Annotated in this window: 13 protein-coding genes; 5 read left to right on the top strand and 8 right to left on the bottom strand. The window is 68.8% G+C overall.

Annotated elements, in window-relative coordinates; translation table 11 throughout:
- Positions 1 to 99 precede the first annotated feature (99 nt).
- Positions 100 to 609, bottom strand: a complete 510-nt coding sequence (locus AC1U89_RS18720; RefSeq protein ID WP_479901161.1) for a TetR/AcrR family transcriptional regulator — start codon at positions 607 to 609, stop codon at positions 100 to 102.
- A gap of 142 nt (positions 610 to 751) precedes the next feature.
- On the opposite strand from AC1U89_RS18720, the gene AC1U89_RS18715 reads away from it, so the two are divergent.
- The 4 genes from AC1U89_RS18715 to AC1U89_RS18700 all read left to right on the top strand — a co-directional run bounded on the left by AC1U89_RS18715 (position 752) and on the right by AC1U89_RS18700 (position 5,335).
- A complete protein-coding gene (locus AC1U89_RS18715; protein ID WP_479901160.1) occupies positions 752 to 1,396 on the top strand; it encodes a glutathione S-transferase in 645 nt (214 codons plus the stop codon).
- A gap of 211 nt (positions 1,397 to 1,607) precedes the next feature.
- Positions 1,608 to 3,251 carry a phytoene desaturase family protein gene (locus tag AC1U89_RS18710; protein WP_479901159.1) on the top strand — a complete coding sequence of 548 codons (1,644 nt, stop codon included), beginning with the start codon at positions 1,608 to 1,610 and terminating at the stop codon, positions 3,249 to 3,251.
- Positions 3,252 to 3,402: 151 nt separating this feature from the next.
- Complete coding sequence (locus AC1U89_RS18705; protein ID WP_479901158.1) at positions 3,403 to 4,566, top strand: aromatic ring-hydroxylating oxygenase subunit alpha; 1,164 nt, start codon at positions 3,403 to 3,405, stop codon at positions 4,564 to 4,566.
- Positions 4,567 to 4,729: 163 nt separating this feature from the next.
- On the top strand, positions 4,730 to 5,335 hold the full coding sequence (locus AC1U89_RS18700) for a TetR family transcriptional regulator C-terminal domain-containing protein (protein WP_479901157.1): 606 nt from the start codon (positions 4,730 to 4,732) through the stop codon (positions 5,333 to 5,335).
- On the opposite strand, the gene AC1U89_RS18695 is transcribed toward AC1U89_RS18700, so the two are convergent.
- From AC1U89_RS18695 to AC1U89_RS18685, 3 genes are all read right to left on the bottom strand, one after another.
- Positions 5,332 to 5,571 carry a hypothetical protein gene (locus AC1U89_RS18695; protein WP_029907761.1) on the bottom strand — a complete coding sequence of 80 codons (240 nt, stop codon included), beginning with the start codon at positions 5,569 to 5,571 and terminating at the stop codon, positions 5,332 to 5,334. The genes AC1U89_RS18700 and AC1U89_RS18695 overlap by 4 nt on opposite strands.
- A gap of 200 nt (positions 5,572 to 5,771) precedes the next feature.
- Positions 5,772 to 6,371 (bottom strand): Imm42 family immunity protein, encoded by a 600-nt coding sequence (locus AC1U89_RS18690; protein WP_479901156.1) that lies wholly within the window; start codon positions 6,369 to 6,371, stop codon positions 5,772 to 5,774.
- A 68-nt stretch (positions 6,372 to 6,439) separates the two neighbouring features.
- Positions 6,440 to 6,625 (bottom strand): hypothetical protein, encoded by a 186-nt coding sequence (locus AC1U89_RS18685; protein WP_479901155.1) that lies wholly within the window; start codon positions 6,623 to 6,625, stop codon positions 6,440 to 6,442.
- Between the two features lie 160 nt (positions 6,626 to 6,785).
- On the opposite strand from AC1U89_RS18685, the gene AC1U89_RS18680 reads away from it, so the two are divergent.
- Positions 6,786 to 7,097 (top strand): hypothetical protein, encoded by a 312-nt coding sequence (locus tag AC1U89_RS18680; RefSeq protein ID WP_479901154.1) that lies wholly within the window; start codon positions 6,786 to 6,788, stop codon positions 7,095 to 7,097.
- Between the two features lie 4 nt (positions 7,098 to 7,101).
- Here the strand turns inward: AC1U89_RS18680 and AC1U89_RS18675 are convergent, their stop codons facing one another.
- The 4 genes from AC1U89_RS18675 to AC1U89_RS18660 form a co-directional block, all read right to left on the bottom strand.
- The gene (locus tag AC1U89_RS18675; RefSeq protein ID WP_479901153.1) at positions 7,102 to 8,376 is read right to left on the bottom strand and encodes a Xaa-Pro dipeptidase; all 1,275 of its coding nucleotides are present in this window, start codon (positions 8,374 to 8,376) and stop codon (positions 7,102 to 7,104) included.
- A 70-nt stretch (positions 8,377 to 8,446) separates the two neighbouring features.
- Positions 8,447 to 9,829: an amino acid permease gene (locus tag AC1U89_RS18670; protein WP_479901152.1), complete on the bottom strand. Its 1,383-nt coding sequence runs from the start codon at positions 9,827 to 9,829 to the stop codon at positions 8,447 to 8,449.
- 227 nt (positions 9,830 to 10,056) lie between these two features.
- Positions 10,057 to 12,360, bottom strand: a complete 2,304-nt coding sequence (locus tag AC1U89_RS18665; RefSeq protein ID WP_479901151.1) for a TonB-dependent receptor — start codon at positions 12,358 to 12,360, stop codon at positions 10,057 to 10,059.
- A 203-nt stretch (positions 12,361 to 12,563) separates the two neighbouring features.
- Entirely contained in the window at positions 12,564 to 14,597 is a 2,034-nt protein-coding gene (locus AC1U89_RS18660) for a tetratricopeptide repeat-containing sulfotransferase family protein (RefSeq protein WP_479901150.1), read from the bottom strand.
- Positions 14,598 to 14,689 lie beyond the last annotated feature (92 nt).

Below are 14,689 nucleotides of genomic sequence, written 5' to 3'. Positions count from 1 at the left end.
ACAGGGGGCGGAGGACGCGCGCACGAAGCCTCTTCCCCCTGTGGGGGAAGACGATCGCGAAGCGATCCGTAGGGGGCAAGTGTTCTCCGCAGGGACTCCCTACGGCGTCAGCCCCGCCGCCCGGTACGCCGCGATCGTCTGGTCGAACACCGCGATGTCGTCCCGCCCGCGGGCCACCAGCTGCGCGCCCTCGATGGCCGCGAAGATCGCAAGCGCCCGCGCCTCGTCGGACCCCAGCAGCCGCGACAGCCAGTCGGTGTTGGCCGCGCTGAAGGCGTCGACCTGGATGCGCACCTGCGGCGGCAGGTCGCCGTACTCGGCGGCCATGATCCCGTACAGGCACATGCGGTTGTCGTTCAGCAGGGCGGCGCGGAACACCGAGACGTAGCGGGCGAACTTGGTCTCCAGGTCGAGGTCGGCCGCCATCAGCCGCTCCAGGCTGTCCATGGCGTCGTCGGTGTAGCGCTTGGCCAGCGCCGCCCCCAGCTCGGCCTTGGTCGGGAAGTGGTAGTGGATGCTGGCGCTCTTGATCCCGATGTCCTTGGCGATCTCGCGGAAGCTCAGGGCGTTGTAGCCGCGCGCCTGCACCATGGCCTTGGCCACGGCCATGATCGTCTCCCGCGTGTCGGTGGTGCTMAAGGCGTCGCTCCAGTTACCTATCAGTAGATAGGCGTTGACTCGCCGAAGCGGAAGCGCCTTTATCCGCGCTATCTACCTATCGATAGGTAGACAACTTGAGAAGGCTTCCCCCATGAAGATCCACGACATCCCCGGCTTCCCCAATCCGCTGCGCATCCGCATCGCCCTGGCCGAGAAGGGCCTGGCCGACCAGGTCACCTTCGTGAAGGTCGACGTGCCGGCCGCCGAGAACCGGCAGGACGATTTCCTGGCGCTGAACCCGACCGGCACGGTGCCGGTGCTGGAGCTGGACGACGGCTTCTGCATCGCCGAATGCACGGCCATCACGGAGTATCTCGACAACCTCGACGGCGACCCGGTGCTGACCGGCCGCACGCCGCGCGAGAAGGGCGTGATCCACATGATGCAGAAGCGCGCCGAGACCCAGCTGATCGACGCCGTCGGCGACTACTTCCACCACGCCACGCCCGGCCTGAGCCCGGCCCTGCAGGCCTACAAGAGCCCCGACTGGCAAGGCCGCGCCGACTGGGGCCGCCGCCAGGGCGACAAGGCGATCGCCGGCATGCGCTATTTCGACAAGGTGCTGCGCGACCGCCCCTACGTGGCCGGCGACGCCTTCTCGATGGCCGACATCACCGTGCTGGAAGGCCTGGTCTTCGCCGGCTTCGCCCAGCTGGCCGTGCCGGAGGACTGCACGGCGCTGATCGCGTGGAACGCGCGGCTGCAGGACCGGCCGAGCGTGAAAAGCCCGGCGTAGCGGCGGCGAACACTTGCCCCCTACGGATCGCTTCGCGATCGTCTTCCCCCAGAGGGGGAAGAGGCCACGCGCTTTCGGCCTCCGCCCCCTATGGGGGCGGACAGACCGCGAAGCGGTCAGGTGGGGGCAAGTGGGTGAGCCACCGAGCCCCTTGCCTATTTTACACTCGTATAGCAACCTCCTCCCCACACCCTGGGGAGAGGTAACGACCATGGCCATCCAGCGCGACGCCGTCATCATCGGCGGGGGCCACAACGGACTGGTCTGCGCCTTCTACCTGGCCAGCGCCGGGCTGAAGGTCACGGTCTGCGAGGCCCGCGACGTGGTCGGCGGGGCGGCGGTGACCGAGGAGTTCCATCCGGGCTTCCGCAACTCGGTGGCCAGCTATACGGTCAGCCTGCTCAGCCCCAAGGTCATCGCCGACATGGACCTGCACGGCCACGGCCTGCGCATCCTGGAGCGACCGATCTCCAACTTCCTGCCCATCGACGACAAGACCTACATGAAGCTGGGCGGCGGGCTGGAGCGCACCCAGGCCGAGTTCCGCAAGTTCTCGGAGAAGGACGCCGAGCGCCTGCCGGCCTACTACGACATGCTGGACGAGATCGGCGACGTGCTGCGCGACCTGGCCGGCGAGACCCCGCCGAACCTGGGCGACGGCCTGCCGGGCCTGCTGCGCGGCCTCAAGCAGGGCGGCCGGCTGGCGGGCCTCTCCCGCGAGCGCAAGCGCGACCTGCTGGACCTTTTCACCAAGAGCGCCCGCGACTTCCTGGACGGCTGGTTCGAGAGCGACGCGGTCAAGGCCAGCTTCGGCTTCGACGCCGTGGTCGGCAACTTCGCCAGCCCCGACACGCCGGGGTCGGCCTATGTCCTGCTGCACCACACCTTCGGCGAGGTGAACGGCAAGAAGGGCGCCTGGGGTCACGCGGTCGGCGGCATGGGCGCGATCACCCAGGCCATGGCCAAGGCCTGCCGCGCCAAGGGCGTGGACATCCTGCTGAACGCCAAGGTCGAGGGCGTGCATGTGGAAGACGCCCCGAAGGGCGGCGGCAGGCGGGCGGTCGGCGTGCAGTTGGTCGACGGCACCCAGATCATGGCCCCCATCATCAGCTCCAACCTCAACCCGGCCCTGCTGTACGGTTCGCTGGTCGCGCCCTCGGCCCTGCCCGCCCCGTTCAGGAAGGCGATCAAGGGCTACAAGAACKGCTCGGGCACCTTCCGCATGAACGTGGCCCTGTCGGAACTGCCCGACTTCACCTGCCTGCCCGGCAAGGCGGTGGCCGAGCACCACCAGTGCGGCATCGTGCTGTCGCCCACCCTGGACTACATGGACGAGGCCTATCGCGACGCCAAGGCGACCGGGATCAGCAAGCGGCCGATCGTCGAGATCCTGATCCCCTCGACCCTGGACGACACCCTGGCTCCGCCCGGCCAGCACGTGGCCAGCCTGTTCTGCCAGCAGTTCGCCTGGGACCTGCCCGACGGCCGCAGCTGGGACGACGAGCGCGAGGCGGCGGCCGACCTGATCATCGACACGGTCAACCAGTGGGCCCCCAACTTCAAGGCGTCGGTCCTGGGCCGGATGATCCTGTCGCCGGTCGACCTGGAGCGGAAGTTCGGCCTGGTCAACGGCGACATCATGCACGGCCACATGTCGCTGGATCAGCTGTGGGCGGCGCGGCCGGTGCTGGGCCACGCCAGCCACCGGGCGCCGATCAAGGGGCTCTACATGTGCGGGGCCGGCTGCCATCCGGGCGGCGGGGTCTCGGGCAATCCGGGCCGGAACGCGGCGCGGGAGATCCTGCGCGACCGGGATTTCGCGACGGCGGTGAAGCTGAGTCTGGTGGGGCGGTGATGGCAAAAAATCCCGCTCATCCCGGCGAATGCCGGGACCCAGATGGAATGGCGGTGTGGCTGACGCCAAGAGCGCTGAGCGCTTCCAGCCCCCATCCCAGCTTTAGGATCTGGGTCCCGGCATTCGCCGGGATGAGCGGATTTAGGGAGGGATGTTGATGGACCTGAACCTCCCCAACCACGACCCCGACGCGGACTGGGGTCTCCCCGGCTGGATCTACGGCAGCGAGCGCTTCTTCCGCGAGGAGCAGGACAAGGTCCTGCGGCCGTCCTGGCAGATCGTCTGCCATCTGAACGACATCCCCCACAGCGGCGACTTCCACACCTTCGAGTTCCTGGGCGAGAGCGTGGTGGTGGTGCGCGGCAAGGACGGCCGGGTGCGGGCCTTCGCCAATGTCTGCCGCCACCGCGCCGCGCGGCTGCTGGACGGGCCGTCGGGCCGCTGCGCCCGGATCGTCTGCCCCTACCACGCCTGGACCTACGCCCTGGACGGCCGGCTGATCGCCGCGCCCTATCCCGAGACCTACCCCGCCCTGAACGTCGACCAGCAGAGCCTGGCCCCGTTCCAGGCGGAGGTCTATCGCGGCTTCGTCTTCGTGCGCCTCGAGGGCGCCAATTCTCAAGAAGGGGGCCCCAGCGTCGCCGAGATGATGGCCCCCTACGACCACGAGCTGGAGCCCTACCGCTTCGAGGAGATGGTCCCGTTCGGCCGCGTCATCCTGCGTCCGCGCGAGGTGAACTGGAAGAACATCAGCGACAACTATTCCGACGGCCTGCACATCCCCGTCGCCCATCCGGGCCTGACGCGGCTGTTCGGCAAGGGCTACGGCGTGGAGGCGCAGACCTGGGTCGACAAGATGTGGGGCCAGCTGATCGACGAGCCGTCGCGCAACCCCTCGGAGCGGCTCTACCAGAAGATCCTGCCCGACGCCGAGCACCTGCCGTCCGAGCGCAAGCGGCTGTGGACCTATTTCAAGCTCTGGCCCAACCAGGCGTTCGACATCTATCCCGACCAGGTGGACTTCATGCAGTTCATCCCGGTCTCGGCCACCCAGACCATGATCCGCGAGATCGCCTACGCCCTGCCCGACGAACGGCGCGAGATGCGGGCGGCGCGCTACCTGAACTGGCGCATCAATCGCCAGGTCAACGCCGAGGACACCGAGCTGGTGGCCCGCGTCCAGCAGGGCATGGCCTCGCGGACCTTCACGGCGGGCCCGCTGGCGGAGACCGAGGTCAGCTTGCGGAGCTTCGGCCGCAAGATGCGGGCGTTGATCCCGCAGGCCCGGCTGCCGAGGGCGCCGGAGGGGTGGTGATTTCCCTCTCCGCAACAACAAAGGTTGTCATCCCGGAAAGCGCGCAGCGCTTGTCCGGGACCCAGGGGCGGCTGCGCCGTGCTGGCCCAGTCACCTGGGTCCCGGACAGCCCCTGCGGGGCTTCCGGGATGACAACGATTGGGGATGTAGGGGGGCTTCACCCATGACCCCCCGCGCCCCCTTCACCCGCGAGGCCCCCGACGTCCGCCGCACAGCCCTGATCGAGGCCGCCGCCCGGGTGCTGGCGGCCAGGGGCGTGGCCGGCGCCTCCGTGCGGACGATCTGCGCCGAGGCGGGGGTCAGCGCCGGCCTGCTGCGGCACTATTTCGACGGCGTCGACGCCCTGATCGCCGCGGCCTACGAGGCGACCGGCGCGCGGATCGACGCGGCGCTGGAGGCGGCGGTGGCGGCGGCGGGGTCGGACCCGCGCCAAGACGCGCGCGAGCGCCTGTCGGCCTATCTGACCGCCAGCTTCGCCCCGCCGGTGCTGGACCCGGACCTCTTGGCCACCTGGCTGGCCTTCTGGAGCCTGGTGAAGGTGGACCCCGCCATCGCGGCGATCCACCGGCGCACCTATGCCGGCTACCGCGCGCGGCTGGAGGAGCTGCTGGCGGCCTGCGACCCGTCGGTGGACGCGCGGCTGGCCGCCATCGGCCTKACGGCCGTGGTGGACGGGCTATGGCTGGAGCTGTGCCTGGACGCGACCGTGTTCACCCCGGCCGAGGCCGGGGCGATCGCCGAGCGGTTGGCCGCGGGGTATCTGGCTTAAGCCGCCGCCTGGGCGCCGAGGCTCGCGCGGCCCCAGCTGGCGCGGCGGACTTCCGGCTCGGAGACCGACACCCGGGCGGTCTTGCCCTGGGTGCGCATGTGCCGGGCCAGCATCTCGGCCACGCCGACGGCTTCGGGCTGGGCGGGATACGAACCGATCAGATCGGGAGCGTCGTTCCAAGTCACGTGCCAGACGCCGGAGACGGGTCGAACGAAGTAGGTGTGTTCGTCGGCCATGGGGATCACTCCTTTATGCTCACTCAGCGTCGGTCTTACCGCGCGTGCATGACAGCTGTTTCAATGCTGCACAGCAACATCGTGTTGCATTGCACACTGCAGGAGCCACGCCAAGCGGACTTTTGGTGAATCCCCAGGCAAGATTGCGGCGGCGTGAGCGTTAAAATCCTTAGGAGGCCAGGATTTCGTCCGCCTCTCCCCTATTTGGTTCGTCCCGACCGCCGCCGCATTTTCGGGCGGGCCATGATCTCCGCCTGCTTCGCCCTCCAGGCGTAGTGCGCCGCCCGCGTGCCGGGCTCGACTTCGGATTCGGCCCTTTCCAGGAATTCCGCGAAGACCGCCTCGACCTCCGCGGCCGGCAGACGCGCCTCGTGGATTTCGCCGCGCCCCTGCCGCCAGATGAACCGCGTTTCGTCGCCCTGCTCGTTCTTCATGACCAGGAGGAGGAAGTCGTCCATGGACGACATCCCGATATGGTGGATGTGAAACCGGCCATAGATATCGGGATAGATCTCTTCACGACCTTGGACGCCGTAGTGGTGGCCGTAGATCGGATAGACGAGGGTTTCGAACGCCTGGAGCTTTTCCATTTCKAACAGCCCGGGCTCGAACTTGTCGCCCCATCGATCCCCCAGCTCCAGCCCATGGCAGAAGCAGCCGTGCAGATAGGTCCCGTCGTCGGAGAAATCACCGATCTCGTGGCCGTCGATGAACAGGGCGAAACGGCCGATGGGCTTGTCGTCCGGATACACGACTTCCCATTTCACGGCGAAGCGGGAGGGGTCTCCGCACAGGATCATCGCGCACGCCTTTTGACCAGGACCCGCGCGGGATCGCCGGGCTCTTCGGGTGCTCTAGCGCGGGCGGCTCAGTGCCGCCAGGCGAACAGCGAGACCACGGCGAGGATCAGGCTGACATAGAAGCCCAGTCCCCACATCAGGTGCTCGCCCTCGTCGTCGCTGTAGCGGGAGTCGAGCAGGCGATCGCCGAGCGGCAGCGCCGCCCCGAACGAGACGACCAGACGACCTGTGGCGGTGAGGAGGCGAGTGATCATGGTACGGACGGTGCGCCTCAAAGGTTAACGGGACGCTTAAGTTGTAGGTTGCGATTCGCTCAACGACGTTGCGGCAATTGCGCCCGGAAGACCTTTTCCCGAACGGAGCTTTCAAACCGATCGCCTCGCCCTATGCTGTGGTCACGCTTCGAGCCGTGACATGAGCCTGACCGACGCCTTTCTCCTCCTGGCCTTTATCATCGCCAACATGGCGGCCGGCGCGGTCTCGATGTTCCGCTACGCCCAGGTGAGCAGCATCCTGGCCCAGCGCCATCCGGACCTCTGGCGGACGTTCCAGGGCTATTCCTTCGCCGCCCGCGACGCCGCGGGCCGCTTCTATTGCAGCCGCGCGCCCTTTCGCCTGAACGACCCTGAACTGTCGCGCGCCGTCATCCGGTCGTGGATCGCCACGGGCGTCTGGATCGCCGTGGTCCTGGCCGCCTTCGCGACCGCCGTCGTGCGCGGCGGCTAGGCGCTCAGTCCTTCACCACCACCCCGCCCTTCATCACCGCCGCCACGTGCTCCAGCACCGAGACGTCGGCCATGGCGTCGCCGTCGACGGCGATCAGGTCGGCGTAGCGGCCGGGGGCCACGGCGCCGACGTCGGTCTTGCCCATCAGCTCGGCCGCCACGGTGGTGGCCGACTGGACGGCCTGCATCGGAGTCATGCCCCAGCGGACCATGTACTTCATCTGCCGGGCGTTCAGCCCGTGCGGATAGACTCCGGCGTCGGTGCCGTAGGCGATCTTGACGCCCGCCTTGACCGCCTTGCGGAACCCCTGGCGCTGGGCCTCGGTCGTCTCCCAGTTCTTGCGCAGGGTCTCGGCCGGCCAGCCGTGGGCCTTGCCGTATTCGTCGATCCAGTCGCCGTCATAGATGTCGGCCACCAGGAACACGCCCTTGGCCTTCATCATGGCGATGGCCTCGTCGTCCATCAGCGAGCCGTGCTCGATCGAGCGCACGCCCGCCCGCATGGCCGACTTCATGCCCTCGGCCCCATGGGCGTGGGCGGTGGCGTAGGTCCCGCGGCGGGCGGCCTCCTCGATGGCGGCGCGCATCTCGTCCTCGGTCAGCTCCTGCTGGCCGGGCTCGGTGCCCACGGTCAGGACCGCGCCGGTGGCGATGAGTTTCAGAAAGTCGGCGTGGTGGGCCAGGATGTTGGCGGCCTTGCGGCGGGCGTCGGCGGCGTCGGTGACCACCCCCACCCGCATCTCGTCCGGCAGCTTCACGTCGTCGGAAATGCCGGTGATCTCGCCGCCGCCGCCGGGGATGGTGATGTAGGCGCCGGCCACCGACATCCGGGGACCGGGCACCAGGCCCGCGTTGATCGCGTCGCGCAGGGCCACGTCGCCGAAGGCCCGCCAGGTGCCGACGTCACGCACGCTGGTGAAGCCGGCCTCCAGGGTCTTCCGCGCGTGGTCCGCGCCGATATAGGCCTGGTAGGCGGCCGTGGTCAGCAGGGGCTCGGCGATGTTCTCGGTCTGCTCCTGGTCGACCAGGTGGGTGTGCATGTCGATCAGGCCAGGCAGCACCATGCGCCTGGACCAGTCGATCACCTGGCCGCCGGCGGGCGGGGCCTTCCACGGCCCGACCGCCACGATCCGCTCGCCGTCGATGGTGATCATCTGGTCGGTCAGCACCTTGCCCTGCAGGGTGTCGACCAGCTTGCCGGCGTGGACGTAGACGGGGGCGGCGTGCGCGGCGAGCGGCGCGAGCACAAGGGCGGCGGCCAGTACGGCGGTGCGGATCATGGTGTTCGTCCTGCGGGGCCGGGGGTTGAGAGGGGGACACACACTCACCCCACGACCTGTGTGAAATCGGCTAGGCGGCGGGGTGAGTGTGTGTCCCCTCCTTCGCCCCGGAGCCCCTGCCCCGGGTCAGCCAGTAGAACGGCGCCCCCACGGCCAGCAGGGCGACGCCCCACAGCACAGCCTCCTTGCCCGCCCCCACCAGGGTGAAGACCGCATAGGCCCCTGCCAGGACAGCGATCACCGTCAGGGCCAGGGTCGGGGTGATGCGCCGGGCCGCCTGCAGCTTCAGGGCCGCCAGGGCGCAGGCCAGGTAGGTGAACAGCGAGGCCGTGGTGGCCAGCAGGGCGATGAAGGTGAAGACCTCGGCCATCGACTTGGCGTAGTTCATCGCCACCAGCACGGTCAGGAAGCCAGCCGACATCAGGTGGGCCCGCGCCGGCGTGCCGCGCCGCGACTCCTTGGCCAGGAAGGCCGGGAACACCCCGCCCTTGGCCATGGCGTAGGGCATCTCGCCCTGCAGCAGCACCCAGCCGTTCAGCGCCCCGAAGGCGCTGATCGCCGCGAACAGGGCCAGCAGCTGGCCGGCCGTCGGGCCCCACCAGCGGCCCACGAAGTCCGACAGCGGGGCGTTGGAGGTCTTCAGCGCGTCGACCGGGGTCAGCAGCACCACCGCCGAACAGACCAGCAGGTAGATCAGGCCGGTGAACACCGTCCCGGCCAGGGTGGCGCGCGGGATGGTGCGGGTGGGGTCGACCACCTTGCCGGCTGGCACGGTGGCCGACTCCAGGCCCAGCAGCGCCCACAGGGTCAGGGTGGCGGCGGCGGTGACGCCGCCGGGATGGATGTCGGACGCGCGGAACGGGGTCAGGCTGGCCCCGTGGTCGCGGCCGATGATCCAGAAGGCCAGGCCCGCCACCGCGACCAGCGGCAAGAGCTTGAGCACGGTGGTCACCACCTGCACCCCGCCGGCCAGGCGGGCGCCGGCGATGTTGATGCCGACCATCAGCCAGACCGCGCCCAGGGTGACCAGCAGGTGCATGCCCGGGACCTTGGCGATGGCCGGGAAGATCACAGACAGGTAGCTGACCGCCCCGGTGGCGATGGCGGCGTTGCCGACCCACAGCGAGATCCAGTAGCTCCACGCCACCATGAACCCGACCAGCGGCCCGAAGGCCTCCTGGGTGTAGGCGTAGGGTCCGCCGGCCTTGGGGAACGCGCGCGACAGCCCGGCGAACACGAAGGCCAGGGCCAGGCCCCCGGCGATGGTCACCAGCCAGCCGAACACCGCGTTCCAGCCGTAGGGGGCCAGCGAGGCCGGCAGCATGAACACGCCCGAGCCGATCATGTTGCCCACGACCAGCGCCGTGCACATCCAGAAGCCCAGCTCGCGCGAAGAGGGCGCGCGGGGCCCCGTGACCTGGGGGATGGGGACCTTCTGGTGGGTCTCTGTCATGCGGTTACGCTTTCACGGGAACAGAGGTTCGTCCATGGTCTCCAACACCGCTCATCCCGGCGAATGCCGGGACCCAGATGGAATGGCGGTGTTGCCGATGCCAAGAGCACTGAGCTCTTCCAATCAGCCTCTCAGCCCCGGGATCTGGGTCCCGGCATTCGCCGGGATGAGCGGATGATTGGAATGGGGACAGGCGCATGCGCCTGTCCCCAACCGAGGCGCCGTCCCTAGAACTTCTGCCCGAACTTCACCCCGAAGGTCCGCGGCTGGTTGGGCACGATGTAGACCTGGGTTCCGCAGACGGTCTCGGCGCATTCGGCGTAGCGGTTCAGGCTGGCGCGCTTGTCGAAGGCGTTTTCGAGGAAGGCCTGGAAGGTCCAGTTGTCGCGCCCGACCCCGGCCGAGAAGTCGGCGGTGGCGTAGCCCGACTGCTTGCCGATGATGCCGCGCTCCAGGATCCGCAGATCGGTCCAGTTGCTGGTCTGACCGGCCGCCGAGCCCTGGACGAAGGCGTCGTAGCCGTTCAGGTCGAACTCGTAGCGGGCGGTGATGTTGGCCTTGAACTTCGGCGTCACCGGCAGGGCCGTGCCGTCCGGAGCCTCGGGATCGGGGCAGTTGGTCTCCGGATTGCCCGAGGCGTCGACGAAGCCGCAGTAGTTCTTGGTCAGGGCCGCGTCGGTATAGGCGGCCGAGCCGTTGATCGTGAAGCCGTGGCTCACCGCCAGGGTGAAGTCGGTCTCCACGCCCTTGATCTCGGCGGCGCCGGCGTTCTTGATCTCGGTCAGGCCGTTGGCGCCCAGGAGGGCGAACTGGAAGCCGTTCCACTTCTCCAGGAAGATCGCGCCGTTCCAGCGGAAGCGGTTGTCGGCCCAGGTGGTCTTCCAGCCGAACTCGTAGTTCTTCAGGTAGTCGGAGCTGTAAGGCGGCAGGGTGCCGCGCCGGTTGATGCCGCCCGGCCGGAAGCCCTCGGAATAGGTGACGTAGACCAGCTTGTCCTCGTCGACCTTGTAGGTGAGGTTCACCTTCGGCGTGTTGCCGTTCTCCTTGGTCCGCTTGTCGAGGTTGGTGCAGGGCGAGCCCTTGATCTCGGAGGGCTTGAAGCAGGCGCCCTCGCCCGTGCCCGAGCTGTAGCCCAGGCCGTAGCCGTAGAAGCCCTTCAGGCTGTTGTCGGCCTTGAAGAAGCGGATGCCGGCCGTCAGGGTCAGCTTGTCGGTGATGTCGAACGCCGCCTCGCCGAACGCGGCGCTGTCGCGGTCGACCCGCTTCTGCTGGGTCAGCCAGATGGTGTGCGGATAGCCCGGCACCGACAGGTCGGTGCCCAGCTGGTCGATCTGGTAGTTCTGATAGATGCCGTGGGTCTGGCGCTGGTAGAACAGGCCGCCCACCACGCGGAAGCGCTTGTCGGTCGGGGTCGAGATGCGCAGTTCGTGGCTGACCTTGCTGTAGGCGTCGTGGCCCGTGATGTACTGCGACGGATCGACCGGGTTGCCCGCGTTGTCGGTCCAGTAGGCGCCGTAGCCGGCCAGGGTGTCGTAGAAATACGAGTAGTCGGTGTAGTCCTGGTGGGTGTCGACGTCGCGGTCCAGGTACGAGCCGGCATAGACCACGTCGAGGTTGCTGATCTGGCCCTCGACCGTCATGGCCGCCTGCCACCACTTGTCGTTCGAGCTCTCAGGATAGTAGTGCGCCACCTTCAGGTCGCCGACCGACGGGTCGTACGAGAACAGGCCGCCGACCTTCTCCTGCTGGGCCATGATCGAGGGGGTGATCACCCAGTTGTCGCCGGCCTCGACCCGCAGAGCCGCGCGGCCGCCGTAGACGTCGACGTCGTTGTAGTTGTCCTTGATCCGGTAGCCGTTGCTGACCGTCACGCCCGAGGTCGGGTAGGTGCGCTGGCCGGCGACGTTGTCGATGAAGCCGCCCTGGTGCTCGGCCCAGCCGACCAGGCGCACGGCGACCTTGTCGCTGAGCGGCTGGTTGACGAAGCCCTCCAGCACATAGCCCGGATCGCCGTGGTCGATGACGTTGCCCTCGATGTCGTAGCCGGCGCTGAAGCCGGCCGTCGTGGGCTTGTTGGTGATGATCCGCAGGGTGCCGGCCTGCGAGCTGGCGCCGTACAGCGTGCCCTGCGGGCCGGCCAGGGCCTCGACCCGGGCGATGTCGTAGATGTGGATGTCCAGCGCGCCCTGGATCGTGGTGATCGGCTGTTCGTCCAGATAGATGCCGACGCTGGGCAGCGGGCCCGAGTGGTTGCCGTCGCCGCCGCTGGCCACGCCGCGCATATAGACGTTGGAGAAGCCCGGCGAGGTGGTCTGGAACGACACGCTGGGCAGGTATTTCACGTAGTCGGTGAAGTTCTGGACCTGCAACTGCTCCAGCTTGGCCTCGCCCAGGGCCTGGATGCTGACCGGCACGTCCTGCAGGTTTTCCGAGCGCTTCTGGGCCGTGACGACCACCTCTTCCAGCGCCACCGCGCCCCCCTGAGCGCTCCCTTGGGCGGTCTGCGCCTGGGCGGTGATCGCCGTCAGCATGGATGAGGCCAAAAGGGCCGTGGTCCAAATCGCCGTCTTGGACGATCCGTGCGCTTTACGCTTGGTCACCGGCATTATCGCTCCCCCGGAACACGTTAGATGAACGATGGTCATCCCGTGGTTACGGGCCCGCAAGGATCAAAATTCAAACCGACGTCAATTCCGCCGACTGTTGCAGAAATGGCAGGGTCCGGAGCGACTGATCAAAATTCAGGCGTGGCGGGGTAACAGGTCAGGACCGGTCCCAGAGCGGACTTCAGGGGGTCCAGCCACGATTCGTAGTTCTGCCAATGCTCGACCGCGTCCTTGAAGATGGGGCGGCGAACCTGTTCTGAGCTTGCTGTGCGCACCGCGCGRTCGTTTTCGTGGAAGTTCAGGCAGGATTCCTCGAACGGCAGGCCGCAATAGTCCAGCAGGGCGCGGATCTGGGTCTCGGGGTCGGCGACCATGTCCTCGTAGATCACCCGGTGCACCCGGCCCGGCAGGACGGCGTCGACATGGGCCATCAGCTCCACATAGTCGGCGTAGTAGCGGCCGATGTCGTCCAGGCCGTAGCTGAAGGCCTGTCCGCGGGCGAAATGCTGCTTGAAGCCCGAGAAGCAGCAGCCCAGCGGGTGGCGGCGGGCGTCGATGATCTTGGCGTTCGGCAGGGTCAGGGCGATCAGCCCGACGTGCGCCCAGTTGTTGGGCATCTTGTCGATGAACAGCGGCCGGTCGGTCTTGCGCTGCACCCGGGTGCGGTCGAGGAACTCCTGGCCCAGGGCCGCCAGCTGGTCCGGGTCCAGGGCGGTCAGCACCTCGGGATAGGCGGACTCCTCGCGTGACGTCCTGGCCCCGCCCAGCCGCTTGGCGATCGCGCCGATGTCGGGCAGCTCCATGGTGCCCTCGACGGCCGAGTGGCTGGCCAGGATCTGCTCCACCAGGGTCGAGCCCGAGCGCGGCAGGCCCAGGACGAAGATCGGGTCCGGCGCCGGGCAGCCCTGGCCCGCCCGCGCGACGAACAGGTCGGCGGTCAGCACCGCCTTGGACCGCGCCACGTGCCGGCGGTTGCGCTCGGGATCGTAGGCCAACTGGGCCCGGCGCAGGGCCGCGCCGCGCGCATAGTGCTCGAACGACTCGGCCCAGCGGCCGGCGTCCTCGTGGGCCTTGCCCAGGGCGTAGTCCAGGTGCAGGCGGTCGTCGTCGGACAGGTCGGGTCGCGCCAGCTGCCCGGCCATCGCCGCCAGGTCGGCCTCGTCGAAGCGGTAGGTCTTCATGTTGGCCAGGCTCCACCAGGCCTCGCCCAGCGAGGGGGCCTGGTCGACGGCCTTGCGGTAGGCGGCGGCGCAGTCGGCGGCGCGACCGACGGTCTTCAGGGCGTGGCCGTAGCTCATCCAGCCCTTGGGCTGCTGCGGATGACGGGCCAGCACGTCCTCGTAGATGGCGATGGCCTGGGCGTATTCGCCGATCCGGGCCAGGGCGGCGGCCTTGAGGTTCAGGTGGGCCGGGTTGCGCGGCTCGTCGGCCAGCAGGCGCTCCAGCTGGACCAGGGCGTCCTCCGACCGGCCCAGCCGGTACAGCACCGTGGCCAGGTTCTGGCGGGCGGCGGTGAAGCCGGGGGCGATCTCAAGGCAGCGGACCAGCAGGGCTTCGGCCTCCTCCTGGCGGCCCAGCCTGGCTATCGCCTCGGCCAGCATGCGCAGCGCCGCCGGGTCGTCGGGGCGGGTGTCCAGCAGGGCGCGCAGCGCCTTCTCGGCCTCGCCGGGCTTGCCGTCGACCAGGGCGACGGCGGCCGCCATCAGGGCCGGGTCGCGGACTCCGCCCCTAATCTGCAGGACCGTCTGCCGGGCCCGGGCGACCTGGGCGCCGGCCTCGTCGCCGACCAGCTCCAGGGCCTCGGCCAGGCCGCGMCAGGCCTCCGCCAGGTCGGGCTCGGCGGCGACCGCGCGGCGGAACGCGGCGACGGCGCCCTGGGTCTGGCCGGCGGCGGCCAGGCTCCAGCCGTGCTCCAGCTGGACGGCCGGCGACTGGGGGAAGGCGCGGGACAGGGGGTCGATGGTCGCCAGGGCCTGCTGGAAGTCACCCGACAACCGCAAGGCAGTCGCCAGGATCAGCGTCGCCTCGGCGTGGCGCGGCACGGCCTCCAGGATCGCCCCGGCCTGCTCGGCGGCCAGGCGCGGGTCGACGCCCAGCAGCCGCCGGGCGTGGGCCAGGGCGGTGGCGACGGTTCCGGCGGGGGCGGTGGTGGTCGATGACATGGGAGGATGGGAGGATGGGTGCGGAGGGTTGTCAATCGGCGGCGCCTCGTCGGTGAACACTTGCCCCCTACGGGTCGCTTCGCGACCGTCTT

The sequence above is a fragment of the Caulobacter sp. 05T431 genome, from assembly GCF_056665975.1.
This window is presented reverse-complemented; position numbering and strand designations above follow the sequence as displayed.

Bases quoted from the DNA above. Each gene is read 5' to 3' on its own strand.
- AC1U89_RS18665 (WP_479901151.1), bottom strand. From the start codon at position 12,360: ATGCTGACGGCGATCACCGCCCAGGCGCAGACCGCCCAAGGGAGCGCT.
- AC1U89_RS18715 (WP_479901160.1), top strand. From the start codon at position 752: ATGAAGATCCACGACATCCCCGGCTTCCCCAATCCGCTGCGCATCCGC.
- AC1U89_RS18685 (WP_479901155.1), bottom strand. From the start codon at position 6,625: ATGATCACTCGCCTCCTCACCGCCACAGGTCGTCTGGTCGTCTCGTTC.
- AC1U89_RS18670 (WP_479901152.1), bottom strand. From the start codon at position 9,829: ATGACAGAGACCCACCAGAAGGTCCCCATCCCCCAGGTCACGGGGCCC.
- AC1U89_RS18680 (WP_479901154.1), top strand. From the start codon at position 6,786: ATGAGCCTGACCGACGCCTTTCTCCTCCTGGCCTTTATCATCGCCAAC.
- AC1U89_RS18695 (WP_029907761.1), bottom strand. From the start codon at position 5,571: ATGGCCGACGAACACACCTACTTCGTTCGACCCGTCTCCGGCGTCTGG.
- AC1U89_RS18705 (WP_479901158.1), top strand. From the start codon at position 3,403: ATGTTGATGGACCTGAACCTCCCCAACCACGACCCCGACGCGGACTGG.
- AC1U89_RS18720 (WP_479901161.1), bottom strand. From the start codon at position 609: ATGGCCGTGGCCAAGGCCATGGTGCAGGCGCGCGGCTACAACGCCCTG.
- AC1U89_RS18675 (WP_479901153.1), bottom strand. From the start codon at position 8,376: ATGATCCGCACCGCCGTACTGGCCGCCGCCCTTGTGCTCGCGCCGCTC.